Source organism: Streptomyces sp. NPDC006207, assembly GCF_040613835.1.
Lineage (GTDB): Bacteria > Actinomycetota > Actinomycetes > Streptomycetales > Streptomycetaceae > Actinacidiphila.
On record NZ_JBEXSX010000009.1, the window covers coordinates 183,269 to 197,464 of the forward strand.

At 72.2% G+C, this 14,196-nt stretch carries 13 protein-coding genes and 2 tRNA genes; 5 read left to right on the forward strand and 10 right to left on the reverse strand.

Annotated features, from left to right (window positions below; all coding sequences use genetic code 11):
- Positions 1-340: 340 nt before the first annotated feature.
- A complete protein-coding gene (locus ABZ312_RS10050; RefSeq protein WP_500437180.1) occupies positions 341-1,195 on the reverse strand; it encodes a DUF8083 family protein in 855 nt (284 codons plus the stop codon).
- A 173-nt stretch (positions 1,196-1,368) separates the two neighbouring features.
- On the opposite strand from ABZ312_RS10050, the gene ABZ312_RS10055 reads away from it, so the two are divergent.
- On the forward strand, positions 1,369-2,475 hold the full coding sequence (locus ABZ312_RS10055) for a Leu/Phe/Val dehydrogenase (protein ID WP_500322612.1): 1,107 nt from the start codon (positions 1,369-1,371) through the stop codon (positions 2,473-2,475).
- A gap of 328 nt (positions 2,476-2,803) precedes the next feature.
- Complete coding sequence (locus tag ABZ312_RS10060) at positions 2,804-3,172, forward strand: DUF3073 domain-containing protein (protein ID WP_499512619.1); 369 nt, start codon at positions 2,804-2,806, stop codon at positions 3,170-3,172.
- An 80-nt stretch (positions 3,173-3,252) separates the two neighbouring features.
- On the opposite strand, the gene purM is transcribed toward ABZ312_RS10060, so the two are convergent.
- From purM to purS, 9 genes are all read right to left on the reverse strand, one after another.
- Complete coding sequence (purM, locus tag ABZ312_RS10065; protein ID WP_500322611.1) at positions 3,253-4,320, reverse strand: phosphoribosylformylglycinamidine cyclo-ligase; 1,068 nt, start codon at positions 4,318-4,320, stop codon at positions 3,253-3,255.
- 28 nt (positions 4,321-4,348) lie between these two features.
- Positions 4,349-5,866: an amidophosphoribosyltransferase gene (purF, locus tag ABZ312_RS10070; RefSeq protein WP_499512621.1), complete on the reverse strand. Its 1,518-nt coding sequence runs from the start codon at positions 5,864-5,866 to the stop codon at positions 4,349-4,351.
- A 128-nt stretch (positions 5,867-5,994) separates the two neighbouring features.
- Positions 5,995-7,656, reverse strand: coding sequence for a hypothetical protein (locus tag ABZ312_RS10075; protein WP_500322610.1), 1,662 nt, complete (start codon positions 7,654-7,656; stop codon positions 5,995-5,997).
- Between the two features lie 29 nt (positions 7,657-7,685).
- Entirely contained in the window at positions 7,686-8,483 is a 798-nt protein-coding gene (locus ABZ312_RS10080; RefSeq protein ID WP_500437182.1) for a maleylpyruvate isomerase family mycothiol-dependent enzyme, read from the reverse strand.
- Between the two features lie 47 nt (positions 8,484-8,530).
- A complete protein-coding gene (locus ABZ312_RS10085; RefSeq protein WP_500322608.1) occupies positions 8,531-8,734 on the reverse strand; it encodes a DUF4177 domain-containing protein in 204 nt (67 codons plus the stop codon).
- 61 nt (positions 8,735-8,795) lie between these two features.
- Positions 8,796-9,635 (reverse strand): hypothetical protein, encoded by an 840-nt coding sequence (locus ABZ312_RS10090; RefSeq protein ID WP_500322607.1) that lies wholly within the window; start codon positions 9,633-9,635, stop codon positions 8,796-8,798.
- Positions 9,636-9,761: 126 nt separating this feature from the next.
- The gene (gene purL, locus ABZ312_RS10095; RefSeq protein ID WP_500322606.1) at positions 9,762-12,011 is read right to left on the reverse strand and encodes a phosphoribosylformylglycinamidine synthase subunit PurL; all 2,250 of its coding nucleotides are present in this window, start codon (positions 12,009-12,011) and stop codon (positions 9,762-9,764) included.
- Entirely contained in the window at positions 12,008-12,691 is a 684-nt protein-coding gene (purQ, locus tag ABZ312_RS10100) for a phosphoribosylformylglycinamidine synthase subunit PurQ (protein WP_500437184.1), read from the reverse strand. Before purQ ends, purL begins: the two co-directional genes overlap by 4 nt.
- A complete protein-coding gene (gene purS, locus ABZ312_RS10105) occupies positions 12,688-12,933 on the reverse strand; it encodes a phosphoribosylformylglycinamidine synthase subunit PurS (RefSeq protein WP_026250862.1) in 246 nt (81 codons plus the stop codon). The genes purQ and purS overlap by 4 nt, the downstream gene beginning before the upstream one ends.
- A gap of 261 nt (positions 12,934-13,194) precedes the next feature.
- On the opposite strand from purS, the gene ABZ312_RS10110 reads away from it, so the two are divergent.
- The 3 genes from ABZ312_RS10110 to ABZ312_RS10120 all read left to right on the forward strand — a co-directional run bounded on the left by ABZ312_RS10110 (position 13,195) and on the right by ABZ312_RS10120 (position 13,844).
- Positions 13,195-13,512 (forward strand): histone-like nucleoid-structuring protein Lsr2, encoded by a 318-nt coding sequence (locus ABZ312_RS10110; protein ID WP_500322604.1) that lies wholly within the window; start codon positions 13,195-13,197, stop codon positions 13,510-13,512.
- A 142-nt stretch (positions 13,513-13,654) separates the two neighbouring features.
- Positions 13,655-13,726, forward strand: a tRNA-Gly gene (locus ABZ312_RS10115).
- 45 nt (positions 13,727-13,771) lie between these two features.
- A tRNA-Gly gene (locus tag ABZ312_RS10120) sits at positions 13,772-13,844 on the forward strand.
- Positions 13,845-14,196 lie beyond the last annotated feature (352 nt).

The window sequence follows — 14,196 nt, forward strand, 5'->3', positions numbered from 1 at the left end:
TGTCCAGCCGTGTCGGCCAAACCGATGGATTTGCCCTCTGAGGTGTCTAAGCTCGACGGAAGCCGATGGACCGGGCCATAACGGACAGTCACGCTTGAGTGACGATCAGTCACAGCCAACCCACGAGCCACAGCCCCACCTCAAGGGGATGCAATCCCGGACATTCCACCCAGAGCGAGTGGAAAGAGGTCCTTCCGGACCCGATGTCCCATATTGTCATGGGGGGTGGGGATGAGGGCAAGACCCCTAAACGTGCTTTAGGTCACGCTTAGGCCAAAGGTACCGGTCGGCCGGACTCAGGACCAAAGTCCCTCCCCCACGACCGGCTCCCGACGGACCCTCAACTCGCGTACAGCAGTTCCCTGACGGCCCGCCAACGGTCGCTGAGCCGCTCGTAAGCCTCCCCGGCCCGGGTGCTGTCCCCGTCCCGCAGCGCGGCCAGCGCCTCCGCCACGTCGGCGGCGGACCGGTCCCCCGCGAGGGAGTCCGGGGCGATGGCGTGGACGAGCCCGCCGTAGTCGAGTTCGACCAAGGAGCGCGGGTGGAACTCCTCCAGCCAACGCCCTACATCTACCAGGCCGTCGATCAGGGGTCCCTCTTCGAGTGAATCCTTGAGCACCCGCAGCGCCCGGGCCGTCCGCCGGCGGGCCTGCACCATGGGGGTCCGGTAACGCATCACCGGCTGCTTGGACTCGCCCGCGCCCGCGGGTTCGTACTCACGCTCGGAATCGTCGAACAGCACGAACCAGCGCACCGGGACGTGCCACGTGGCCCCGCGGATCCAGGGCCGCGCATCGGCGTTCTCGGGCTTCTCCGCCCGCCACGCCGTGAAGTCGGCCTCCGCCTGCTCGCGCGCGACCGGCGGCAGCACGGCGTCCACCACGGGGGCGGGGAACTCCTCGACCAGTTCGGACAGGGCCAGCCAGCCGCGCAACCGGGTGCGCCAGGGGCAGACGTGGGTCACGCCGTCCACGACGGCGACGAAGGCGTCCCCGCTCTCGCGCACCGGGACGGCGACGGGCGGCACGGACAGCAGACCGGCCAGCGACTGGCGCAGTTCGTCCTGTGCGGACCGCTGAGCGCCCTGGGAGGCATACCGGTACCAGTAGCCGCGATCGGGCTCCGGGAAGGCCGCCAGCGGCTCGTACACCCGCAGATACGCCGCGTACGGGACCAGCACCGATGACAAGCCCACACCCGCTCCCTCGTGACGGCTTCCGCCCTGGCATCGTCCCACGTCGCTTCCGGCACGGGGAGTGATCCACGACACTGGGAGGATGTTCACGGCCGGGTGGTTCTAGTCTTCTGCCAACCGGCCCTCCCCCACCCACCCGGAGGGCGACCTCTGGACATTCGGGAGTCACCACAGTGACCGACGTACGTCAGACACCCGGCATCGTCACCACGCTGTTCCGATCGGAGCAGGGCGGTCACGAGCAGGTCGTCTTGTGCCAGGACCGCGCCAGCGGCCTCAAGGCCGTCATCGCGATCCACTCCACCGCCCTGGGCCCGGCCCTCGGCGGCACCCGCTTCCACGCGTACTCCTCCGACGAGGCGGCGGTCGAGGACGCGCTCAACCTCGCCCGCGGCATGTCGTACAAGAACGCGCTCGCCGGCCTCGACCTCGGCGGCGGCAAGGCCGTCATCATCGGCGACCCGGACATGGACAAGTCCGAGGAGCTGCTGCTGGCCTACGGCCGCTTCGTGGCCTCGCTCGGCGGCCGCTACGTCACGGCCTGCGACGTCGGCACCTACGTGGCCGACATGGACGTGGTCTCCCGCACCGCCCCGCAGTGGACCACCGGCCGTTCGCCCGAGAACGGCGGCGCCGGCGACTCCTCCGTCCTGACCGCCTGGGGCGTCTTCCAGGGCATGCGCGCCTCCGCCCAGGCCAAGTGGGGCGACCCCACGCTGCGCGGCCGCAGGGTCGGCGTGGCCGGTGTCGGCAAGGTCGGCCACCACCTGGTGGAGCACCTGCTCAAGGACGGCGCCGAGGTCGTGATCACCGATGTTCGCGGCGAGGCCGTCGACCGGATCACCTCCCGTCACCCTCAGGTAACCGCCGTCTCCGACGCTGACGTCCTGGTCCGGACACCGCTGGACGTGTACGCCCCCTGCGCGCTCGGCGGCGCCCTCGACGACGACTCGGTGCCGGCCCTCACCGCCTCGATCGTCTGCGGCGCGGCCAACAACCAACTCGCCCACCCCGGCGTCGAGAAGGACCTGGCCGACCGCGGGATCCTCTACGCGCCGGACTACGTCGTGAACGCGGGCGGCGTGATCCAGGTCGCGGACGAGCTGCACGGCTTCGACTTCGAGCGGGCCCGCGCCAAGGCGACGAAGATCTTCGACACCACGCTCGCGATCTTCGAGCGCGCCGCGGCCGACGGCATCCCGCCGGCCGCCGCCGCCGACCGCCTGGCCGAGCAGCGCATGGCCGAGCGCACCCCGGCGGAGAGCTGGCTGCGCCCGTGAGCCATGGGGCCGCGGCGGTGCCGCGGCCCCTCCGGCACGCCCCCGTCCGCCCGTGGACGGGGGCGTGTCGTCCATCACAAAGCGGACACCCGCGGGGTGCCGCCGACGTACGTTGTCCGCGCGTCCTCACGAGTCGGGGCGGCTCCCTGCGGGCCTCCGTGACGAGGGCCGCAGGCTGGACATCCGACCGTTACCACGCCCCGGCAGCCAGACCGCGGCGGAAGAAGGTAAAATCGCGATTGACCAGCCAGGACGGGGCCATCGCGGGCCCCTGCTCCGACGCGCGTCGTGCGGGCGACGTACCGTGCGGCCTCGGAAGCAGGTACCGTTGAAGTCCTACGGACCGGGACTCTCATGTGAGGGCCCGTTCCACATCGTGAACGCGTGTCAAGACTCGGGGCCGTCGAGCCCCACCGTTGAGGGGGTCGAGCCAATGGGGCGCGGCCGGGCCAAGGCCAAGCAGACGAAGGTCGCCCGCCAGCTGAAGTACAACAGCGGCGGAACGGACCTTTCACGTCTGGCCGAAGAGCTGGGCGCATCGTCGACACTGCCGGTCAATCCGGAGGTACAGGAAGACGACGATGACGACGAGCTGGAAGACGACCCGTACGCACGGTACGCGGATCTCTACGGCGACGACGAGGACGACGACGAGGACGACGAGTCCCAGTCCTCCTCACAACGCCGTCGTGCTTGACGCAACACATTCCGTTCCAGCTTGACCACTGACCCGGTCCGGGCGCCGCCCGGACCGGGCTTCGTGCTGCCCCGCGCCGGTCAGCCCGCGTAGTCCCCGGTGAGCTCGACGGCCTCGGCGTGCTCGCCGCGCTCCACGACCTCGCCGGCCACCCAGGCGTCCAGGCCCCGGTCGGCCAGCGTGGTCAGCGCCGCGTCCACCGAGCCCTCGGGCACCACGGCGACCATGCCGACGCCCATGTTCAAGGTCTTCTCCAGCTCCAGCCGCTCCACGCCGCCGAGCTCGCCGACCGTGCCGAACACCGCGCCGGGCGTCCACGTCGAGCGGTCCACCGTGGCGTGCAGGTGGTCCGGGACGACCCGGGCCAGGTTGCTGGCCAGCCCGCCGCCGGTGACGTGCGAGAAGCCGTGCACCTCGGTGGTACGGGTCAGCGCCAGGCAGTCCAGCGAGTAGATCCGGGTCGGCTCCAGCAGCTCCTCGCCGAGGGTCCGGCCGAACTCCGGGACCTCCCGGTCCAGCGCCCAGCCGGCCCGCTCGAACAGCACGTGCCGGACGAGCGAGTACCCGTTGGAGTGAAGACCGGAGGACGCCATGGCGATCACGACGTCACCCTTACGGATGCGATCCGCGCCCAGCAGCCGGTCGGCCTCGACCACGCCCGTACCGGCGCCGGCGACGTCGAACTCGTCCTCGCCCAGCAGGCCCGGGTGCTCGGCCGTCTCGCCGCCGACCAGGGCGCAGCCGGCGAGCACGCAGCCCTCGGCGATGCCCTTGACGATGGCCGCGACGCGGTCCGGGAAGACCTTGCCGACGCAGATGTAGTCGGTCATGAAGAGCGGCTCGGCACCGCACACGACCAGGTCGTCGACGACCATGCCGACCAGGTCGTGGCCGATGGTGTCGTAGACGCCCATGCGGCGGGCGATGTCGACCTTGGTGCCCACGCCGTCGGTGGCGGAGGCCAGCAGGGGCCGCTCGTAACGCTTGAGCGCGGAGGCGTCGAAGAGCCCGGCGAAGCCGCCGAGACCGCCCACGACCTCCGGGCGGGTGGCCTTCTTCACCCATTCCTTCATCAGCTCGACCGCGCGGTCGCCCGCCTCGATGTCGACTCCCGCCGCGGCGTAGCTGGCACCGGTGTTCTCGGACATGGCTGTGTTGTGTCCTTGCGTCGAATGCTTACGGGCGACGGAGCGCGTCGGCGGCGTCGGGGCCGCCGGCCAGCTCGGTCTCCAGAAGGTGCTTGCCGAGCAGCTCGGGGTCCGGCAGCTCCATCGGGTACTCGCCGTCGAAGCAGGCCCGGCAGAGGTTGGGCTTGGCGATCGTGGTCGCCTCGACCATCGCGTCCAGCGAGATGTACGACAGCGAGTCAGCGTCCAGGGACTTGCAGATCTCGTCGACCGACAGGCCGTTGGCGATCAGCTCGGCGCGGGTGGCGAAGTCGATGCCGAAGAAGCACGGCCACTTGATCGGCGGCGAGGAGATCCGGATGTGGACCTCGGCGGCGCCGGCCTCGCGGAGCATCCGGACCAGCGCGCGCTGGGTGTTGCCGCGGACGATCGAGTCGTCCACGACCACCAGGCGCTTGCCCCGGATGACCTCCTTGAGCGGGTTGAGCTTCAGGCGGATGCCCAGCTGCCGGATGGTCTGCGAGGGCTGGATGAAGGTCCGGCCCACGTACGAGTTCTTCACCAGGCCCGAGCCGTACGGGATGCCGCTCGCCTCGGCATAGCCGACCGCGGCCGGCGTGCCGGACTCCGGGGTCGGTATCACCAGATCGGCCTCGACCGGGGCCTCCTTGGCCAGCCGGCGGCCCATCTCGACCCGGGAGAGGTAGACGTTGCGGCCCGCGATGTCGGTGTCGGGGCGGGCGAGGTACACGTACTCGAAGACGCAGCCCTTGGGGCGGGCGTCGGCGAAGCGGGAGGCGCGCAGCCCGTTCTCGTCGACGGCGATCAGCTCGCCGGGCTCGATCTCGCGGATGAAGCTCGCGCCCACGATGTCCAGCGCGGCGGTCTCCGAGGCGACGACCCAGCCGCGCTCCAGGCGGCCCAGCACCAGCGGGCGGATGCCCTGCGGGTCACGGGCGGCGTAGAGCGTGTGCTCGTCCATGAAGACCAGGCTGAAGGCGCCCTTGACCTCGGGCAGCACCTGACGGGCGGCGTCCTCGACGGACAGCGGCTTGCCGTCCTCGTCCACCTGCCCGGCGAGCAGCGCCGTGACCAGGTCGGTGTCGTTGGTCGCGGCGACCCTGGTGGCCCGGCCGTTGCCCTGGGGCAGCGCGGCGACCATCTCGGCCAGCTCGACGGTGTTGACCAGGTTCCCGTTGTGGCCGAGGGCGATGGAGCCGTTGGCGGTGGCGCGGAAGGTGGGCTGGGCGTTCTCCCAGACCGAGGCGCCGGTGGTCGAGTAACGGGCATGCCCGACCGCGATGTGGCCCTGCAAGGAGCCGAGGGAGGTCTCGTCGAAGACCTGGGACACCAGGCCCATGTCCTTGAAGACCAGGATTTGGGAGCCGTTGCTCACTGCGATGCCCGCGGACTCCTGTCCGCGGTGCTGCAGGGCGTACAGCCCGAAATAGGTGAGTTTGGCGACCTCTTCGCCGGGGGCCCAGACACCGAAGACGCCGCAAGCGTCCTGGGGGCCCTTCTCGCCGGGGAGCAGGTCGTGGTTGAGTCGTCCGTCACCACGTGGCACGGCACCGAGTCTAGGGCAGGTTCCGGTGTCGTCCGAACGAGGGAACGCGACAAAAGTGCGTTCTATGCGCGTAAACCCATGGGGCACTTGGCCGTGTGACCTTGGTCGTGCTCTCGGTCGAAGCCTGCTCAGGGGCGCAGTCCGGGGTCACGGACCATGGCGGTGAGCTCGGCCGCGGCACGCGTCGCGGCCGACGGGCGGTGCCGCACCCGCTCCCATCCCGGAACGGCGACCGCGCCGAGCCGGAGGTCGTCCAGACCCGCGACGCGGCGGACGATCAGTTCCCCGTCCGCGGTGCGGACGACACGGGTGACCTCCGCCCAGGGCACGTGCCGGGTGCGCAGATGGCGACGGACCCGCAGACCGGTGGCGTCGGCGGTGATCCGCCAGGTGATCATGGACAGCGCCTTGTCGACCAGCCACAGGCCGCCCAGGACCGGCAGCAACGCGCGCCACCAGGGCCCGCCGGAGAATCCGGAGCCCAGGAACACCACCGTGCCCACAAGGAGCAGCGCGCCCGCCGTGCGGTCGCCCGCACCGCCGTGCCAATGGACGGGGCCCGCGCCGGGCTTCAGGGCCGCGGCCGCCTCGGCGACCCTGGCCTCCGCTTCCCGGCGGTGCTCGGCGTGGTCGGGCGACCCGCTCCCGGACGACGGCGCCACCCACCGCCGCGCCGGCGACTCCGTGGCACCGACCAGGAGGTCGCCGGAAGCCGTGACGGCCGCCAGCACCAGTTCCGCGCCTTCCGCCGGGAGGCCGAAGAGCACGCCCTCGCCGCTGGCCCACGCGCCGGGTCCGGCCGCGCGGTAGGCCAGCACCGGTGCCCCGGCGGCATCGTCCACCGGCCGGATGACGGTCCTGCCGTCCTCGCGCCCCGCCAGCACCCGGAGCACGGGAACGGGTCCTCGGCGCACCGAGCGGGCCCGCAGCGCCGACAGCGCCCCCGACAGCAGCAGGGAGAGGCCGAGGCCGCCCGCCGTGAGCGTCAGGAGCTGCAGGCCCGTGCGGTCCTCGTACGGCTCCGCGGCGAGCCGCAGCCACTCCCCGTCGACGAGCACGGGCACCTCGGTGCCCCGGTCGTGGTCCTCCGGGAACGTCACCGCGACGCGGTGCCGCGTGCCGTCGCCGAAGCGGACGACGATGTGGTCCTCGGCACCGTTGCCGACGACGACCGCCGCGGCGCGGACGGCCGCCGCAGCGTGCGCCCGGTCCGCCCGGTCCCCGGACACGGCGGTCGCCGCGGTCACCGCCGCGACCACCAGGGCCGCCACGCCGACGGCGATCCGGAGCACGCCACGCCGCACCGGCCCGGCCCGCTGCGGCACCGGGAGCGCGACTGCCCCCGCCGCCTCCAGGGCCAGGGCCCGCTGGCGGCGGCGCACCCGCAGCCGCGCGAGGACCGCGGCCCAGCCCCAGCACAGCGCGGCCACGACCACGACGTCCACGCCGCGCTCCGCGGCGCCGCCGGTCCACAGGTCCGGCCGGGTCATCCACAGCAGCAACAGCGGCGCCGACAGCGCCGCAGCTTCGGGCAGGACGAACAACCACAGGGTGTGGACGAAGAAGCCGACGGTGCCGACCGCGTCAAACCACATCGGCCCGCAGGGCGCGGCCACCGTGCAGCCGTCGTCCGCCGCGAGGGCGATCGCCGCGATCACCGCCGCCACCAGCACCGGGGCGCACCACAGCGGGCGCGCCCAGCCGGGAAGCCGTACCGCGGCCCAGCGGTGGGCGTCGGTGGAGAGCCAGGGGCGGGCCGGTGTGCCGGCCGGGGCGTTCGTCGAGGTCACCGGCGCATTATGCGGACGCCGGGACCGCCTCAGCCCAGCAGGGGGAGGTACGGGGCGAGGTCGGCGCGCTCACCGCTCGCGGAGACCGCGGCGGAGTCCAGGGCGGCGGCCCAGGACGTGCGCCCGGTGGCGAGACGGATCCAGGTGAGCGGGTCCGTCTCGACGACGTTGGGCGGGGTGCCCCGGGTGTGGCGGGGCCCGGGCACGCACTGCACGGCCGCGTACGGCGGTACGCGGACCTCGACGGAGTTGCCGGGCACCGAGACCGCGAGGGTGTCCGCGAGGAGCCGTACGACGGCGGCGACGGCCTGCCGCTCCAGGGGGACGGGCACACCCGTCGCCGCGGCGAGGTCGTCGCTGTGGACGACCAGCTCGACGAGCCGGGTCACCAGGAAGTCCGTGGACCGCATCGCGCCGAGCGTGATCGCCACCAGGCGCTCGGGCGCCACCGCCTCGTCCAGCACCCCGGCCAGGCCGTGGGCGGCCTCCTCGAGGCGGGCGGCGGCGTCGGCGGTCTCCGCGGCGGCCTCACGGGTGTCGGCGTCCAGCGGGCCGGCGATGCGCGCCGTGGAGCGCGCCCACGCGGTGAGGTCGAGGTCCGCCTTGGCCGGGGCGGGCGCGGTCACCACCCGGGCGACGGCCTCCACCTGCCGGGCGATGTGCACCACCAGCGTGTGCACGTCCCACCCCGGCAGCCCGGCGGGCGCGGCCAGTTGAGCCGCCGTCAGTCCCCGTGCGGCCCCCAGGACATGGGCGAGCTGGGCGGTGAGCGCCGCGCGGGTCCTGGCGGGGTCGTAGGTGCGGGCCTTGCGGGCGGTGGACGGCATGCGTGCAGCCTACGCGCGGTGCCCGGCCCGCACCCCGACCCCGGGGGTCAGGCCTGGCGCGGGCGCTCGAAGGTGAGCAGCAGCCCCTGCACGGCGCCGGGGCCGATGCGGCCCTTGACGTCGGCGGAGGTGATCGCCTTGAGCTGCCAGCCGTCCTCGGCCTGCTTGTTGAGCGTCTTCTCCAGCTTGTCGTCGTCGATGGCGTCGCCTATCAGCGATTCGCGGAAGCTGACGACCTTGTACTCGTACATCGTTGACACCCCTTGTCGTGCCGGTGGTTGCGGGACGCACAGTAGTACCGCCGGTCGCGGGCTACGCGGGGCGGACCGGTCCCGCCGCCCGGCAGACGAGGGTGCCGCCCTCGGTCTCGGCGGACAGCAGCACCAGTTCGGCGCCCTCGTACGGCGCCCCGAACAGCAGGGCGGGGCGCAGCGCGTCCTCCCGGGACCCGGACGGCGGCTCGGGCTCGGGGTCGACCGGACAGGAGAAGAGCGCCGTGCGGCCCGCGTGGTCGTCGGCCGCGAACACCCACGTCCGGGCGTCCTCGTCCACCCGGGTCAGCACGCGCAGCACCGGCTGCGCGCCGCGCCGCAGGGCGCCCGCCCGCACCCGGGCCACCAGGCCCACGGCGAGCAGTGCGCCGCCGGCCAGTGACAGCAGGCGGATCTGCGGTGGGATCGCGGCCGCGCACAGCACCCCGAACGCGATCGTGGCCGGCCCGCGGCGCAGCGGCGGGAGGGGCCCGGGGAGCGGAAGCCGTACGTCCTGGGCGGCGTTCGCGGCGAGCAGCCGCTGCCGGCGGTGGACGCCCGTACGGTGCCGGGCGCCGGCCCAGCACAGCAGCAGCGCGGCGACGGCGGGGAGCGCGGCCTGCGGTTCCACCCGCCAGACCAGGAGCGCGGCGAGCACCGGCGCCGACACGAGGGTCAGCCCGGGCAGTCTGAAGAGCCAGTACACCTGGACGGCGACCAGCCCGTAGTGCACCGTCCCGAACGCCCCCGGGGCCACCGCGGCCCCGACGGCGGCGGCCGCGGCCAGCGCCAGGGCGCCCCAGCGCGGGCGGGCCCACGCGGCGGGGCGGCAGGCCGCCCAGCGCGCTGCGTCAAGGCCGCGCCACAGGGGCGGTTCGCCGGGGGTGTCGCGCTCGCTCACGTCTGGAGTATGAGGCCGTCCCCAACGGAGCCGGTCACCGGCCCCCGGCGAAGCGCCCCCGCGCCTGGCGGCACGGGGGCGCTTCGGGAGGGCGCGCCCGAAGGGCGCGTCGGAAGGGCGGACGGATCAGCCCAGGAGGGCCGGGATCGTGCCCTCGTGAGCCGTACGGAGCTCGTCCAGCGGGATGCTGAACTCGCCCTGGAGCTCGACCGCGTCGCCGTCGACGACACCGATCCGCGTCGCGGGCAGACCGCGCGCACCGCACATGTCGGTGAAGCGGAGCTCCTCGCTGCGCGGCACCGAGACGACCGCCCGGCCCGCCGACTCCGAGAAGAGGAGCACGAACGGGTCGAGACCGTCCGGCACGACCAGGCGCGCGCCGTTGCCGCCGCGCAGGCAGGACTCGACGACGGCCTGGACGAGCCCGCCGTCCGACAGGTCGTGGGCCGCGTCGACCATGCCGTCGCGGGAGGCCGAGATGAGGATCTCACCGAGCAGTTTCTCCCGCTCCAGGTCCACCGCCGGCGGCAGTCCGCCGAGGTGGTCGTGGATCGCCTGGGACCAGGCGGAGCCGCCCAGCTCCTCCTTGGTGTCGCCCAGCAGGTAGAGCAGCTGGCCCTGGTCCTTGAAGGCGACCGGCGTGCGGCGCGTGACGTCGTCGATCACGCCCAGCACCGCCACGACGGGCGTCGGGTGGATGGCGACGTCACCGGTCTGGTTGTAGAGCGAGACGTTGCCGCCGGTGACCGGCGTGCCCAGCTCCAGGCAGCCGTCGGCGAGGCCGCGGCAGGCCTCGGCGAACTGCCACATCGCGGCCGGGTCCTCGGGCGAGCCGAAGTTGAGGCAGTCGGAGACCGCCAGGGGCTTGGCGCCGGTGGTGGCGACGTTGCGGTACGCCTCGGCGAGCGCGAGCTGGGCGCCCGTGTACGGGTCGAGCTTGGCGTAGCGGCCGTTGCCGTCGGTGGCCACCGCGACGCCGAGGTTGGTGTCCTCGTCGATGCGGATCATGCCGGAGTCCTCCGGCTGCGCCAGCACGGTGTTGCCCTGCACGAAGCGGTCGTACTGGTCGGTGATCCACGCCTTGGACGCCTGGTTCGGGTGCGCGACCATCGTCAGGACCTGGGCGCGCAGCTCCTCGCCGCCCGCCGGGCGCGGCAGCTTGTTGGCGTCGTCGGCCTGGAGCGCGTCCTGCCACGCGGGGCGGGCGTAGGGGCGCTCGTACACCGGGCCCTCGTGGGCGACGGTGCGCGGCGGGACGTCGACGATCTGCTCGCCGTGCCAGAAGATCTCCAGCCGGTCGCCGTCGGTGACCTCACCGATGACGGTGGCGATCACGTCCCACTTCTCGCAGATCTCCAGGAAGCGGTCGACGTACCGCGGCTCGACGATGGCGCACATGCGCTCCTGCGACTCGCTCATGAGGATCTCCTCCGGCGAGAGCGTCGCGTCGCGCAGCGGCACGGTGTCCAGCTCCACCCGCATGCCGCCGGAGCCGGCCGAGGCCAGCTCGGAGGTGGCGCAGGACAGGCCGGCGCCGCCGAGGTCCTGGATGCCGGCGACCAGCTTCTCCTTGAAGATCTCCAGGGTGCACTCGATGAGCAGCTTCTCCTGGAAGGGGTCGCCGACCTGGACGGCGGGGCGCTTGGCCGGGCCGGTGTCGGAGAAGGTCTCCGAGGCGAGCACGGAGACGCCGCCGATGCCGTCGCCACCGGTGCGGGCGCCGTAGAGGATGACCTTGTTGCCGGCGCCGGAGGCCTTGGCCAGGTGGATGTCCTCGTGCTTCATCACGCCGACGCACAGGGCGTTGACCAGCGGGTTGCCCTGGTAGCAGGGGTCGAAGACGACCTCGCCGCCGATGTTGGGCAGGCCCAGGCAGTTGCCGTAGCCGCCGACGCCCGCGACGACGCCCGGCAGGACGCGCTTGGTGTCGGGGTGGTCCGGCGCGCCGAAGCGCAGCGGGTCCATGACGGCGACCGGGCGGGCACCCATGGCGAGGATGTCGCGGACGATGCCGCCGACGCCCGTGGCCGCGCCCTGGTAGGGCTCGATGTACGAGGGGTGGTTGTGCGACTCGACCTTGAAGGTGACCGCGTAGCCCTGGCCGACGTCCACGACGCCGGCGTTCTCGCCGATGCCGACCAGCAGGGCGTCGTTGGCGGGGGCCTTCTCGCCGAACTGGCGCAGGTGGATCTTGCTGCTCTTGTACGAGCAGTGCTCGGACCACATGACGGAGTACATGGCGAGCTCGGCACCGGTGGGCCGGCGGCCGAGGATCTCCCGGATGCGCTCGTACTCGTCCTGCTTCAGGCCGAGTTCGGCCCACGGCTGCTCGGTGTCAGGAGTCCCGGTGGCGTGCTTGACGGAATCGAGTGTCATGACGCGTGAACCAGCTTCTTGAGGATCGAGGTGAAGAATCCGAGGCCGTCGGTGCGGCCGGTCCCGATCAGCGACTCGACCGCGTGCTCGGGGTGCGGCATGAGGCCGACGACATTGCCTGCGGCGTTGGTGATGCCGGCGATGTCCCGGAGCGAGCCATTGGGGTTCCAGTCCGCGTAGCGGAACACCACACGGCCCTCGGCCTCCAGCTCGTCGAGGACGTGCTCGTCGGCCACGTAGCGGCCGTCGATGTTCTTCAGCGGGATGCTGATCTCCTGGCCCTGCTCGTAATCGGCCGTCCAGGACGTCGAGTTGTTCTCGACACGCAGCTTCTGGTCCCTGCAGATGAAGTGCAGGTGATTGTTGCGCAGCATGGCACCCGGCAGCAGATGCGTCTCGGTGAGCACCTGGAAGCCGTTGCAGATACCCAGGACCGGAAGACCGTCCTTGGCGCCGGCGATGACCGACTCCATCACGGGCGAGAAGCGGGAAATCGCCCCGGCCCGGAGATAGTCGCCGTAACTGAATCCACCGGGCAGGACGACGGCGTCCACCTGGTGGAGATCCTTGTCACGGTGCCACAGCGGCACCGGCTCGGCGCCGGCGACGCGGACCGCGCGCTGGGTGTCCCGGTCGTCGAGCGTCCCGGGGAAGGTGACGACACCGATGCGTGCGGTCACGACTCCACCTTCACGGTGAAGTCCTCGATCACTGTGTTGGCGAGGAAGGTCTCGGCCATCTTGCGGATACGGGCGAGGGCGGCGTCGTCGACCGGCCCCTCCAGTTCGAGCTCAAAACGCTTGCCCTGGCGGACGTCGGCGATTCCCTCGAACCCGAGGCGCGGCAGCGCTCGCTGCACCGCCTGGCCCTGGGGGTCGAGGATCTCCGGCTTGAGCATGACGTCGACTACGACGCGTGCCACGGTCACTCCCGGTGGTGTGCTGCGGTGAGATGTCCCCACCGTACCCCGCCGAAAAATCTACGCGGGTAGATATTCCAGAATGGTCACGGAATATCCCCCCACCGGATTGCCCTCGGGACACCCGGAGGAATTGGCCGATCGGTTGCGGCGAAAAAATGCGGACCGGTAAATGGAAAAGCATTGACCCCGGCCCTGGGGCTTCGATACAACAACGGGGCCAACGCAGTCCCCAGGCCTTCTCCATTGAAAGGACCGGCATCCATGGCGCAGCGCGTAGTGGTCACGCTCTCCGACGACCTCGACGGCGGTGAAGCGGCGGAAACGGTCACTTTCGGCCTCGACGGGAAGTCGTACGAGATCGACCTGTCCGCCGGCAACGCCGAGAAGCTGCGGGAGGCCCTCGCGCCGTACGTCGAGGCAGGGCGCCGCCGCAACCGGCTCGGCAAGGCCTACAAGCACACCTCGCTCGCCCCCGACCCGGCCGCCGTGCGCGCCTGGGCGCTCTCCCGGGGCTTCGACGTGCCGCCGCGCGGCCGTATCCCCAAGAAGCTCTACGAGGCGTACGCCGAGGCCAGCTGATCCGCCGCCGGGCCCTTCCCGGACGGGCCGGGGCCCCGCCCGGGAATCACCCGGAAGAAGCGATTGGACAGCCACCCCCGTTGATCCGCTAGAGTCTGGAGCACGCCGAGGGCGGGCCGAAAGGCCGAGACCCCCGGGCCACGCGGGTGTAGTTCAGTAGCAGAACATCCCTCTTCCAGGGGGAAGGCGCAGTGTGCGATTCCTGTCACCCGCTCTGATTGCTCGACCGGTCCTGAGGATCGGGTAGGGTAGTCGCCGTGCGGACGTGGCTCAGTTGGTAGAGCATCACCTTGCCAAGGTGAGGGTCGCGAGTTCGAATCTCGTCGTCCGCTCTTTGAGGGAAGGCCCCGGTCGGATCACCGACCGGGGCCTTCTTCGTGCTCCCGGCACCGGTCGGTGTGACGGTGGCCACAGGGCGGAACGCCCGAACTCCCCTGACCGCGGGCGGCGATCGCCCCCGCCCGCCGCCCCTCCCGCGCCCCGGGACCCGCCCGCACCGGGCGTCCACGGGGGCCGCGGCGGCTCTGGGGCACGCCGTGGAACCGGAGTTGACCGGCCGGCCGGGAACGCCGGCGGGGACCGCCCGGAGGTCCGTGACCAGGCCCTCGTCGCTGCCGCGCCCCCGTCGCGTGCGCCGCGGGACACGACGCGGGGAACCCGCCGCGCCAGGGTGTGTGCCCAAGG

Bases quoted from the DNA above. Each gene is read 5' to 3' on its own strand.
- purM (WP_500322611.1), bottom strand. From the start codon at position 4,320: ATGTCCGAGAACACCGGTGCCAGCTACGCCGCGGCGGGAGTCGACATC.
- ABZ312_RS10080 (WP_500437182.1), bottom strand. From the start codon at position 8,483: ATGCCGTCCACCGCCCGCAAGGCCCGCACCTACGACCCCGCCAGGACC.
- ABZ312_RS10085 (WP_500322608.1), bottom strand. From the start codon at position 8,734: ATGTACGAGTACAAGGTCGTCAGCTTCCGCGAATCGCTGATAGGCGAC.
- purL (WP_500322606.1), bottom strand. From the start codon at position 12,011: ATGACACTCGATTCCGTCAAGCACGCCACCGGGACTCCTGACACCGAG.
- ABZ312_RS10110 (WP_500322604.1), top strand. From the start codon at position 13,195: ATGGCGCAGCGCGTAGTGGTCACGCTCTCCGACGACCTCGACGGCGGT.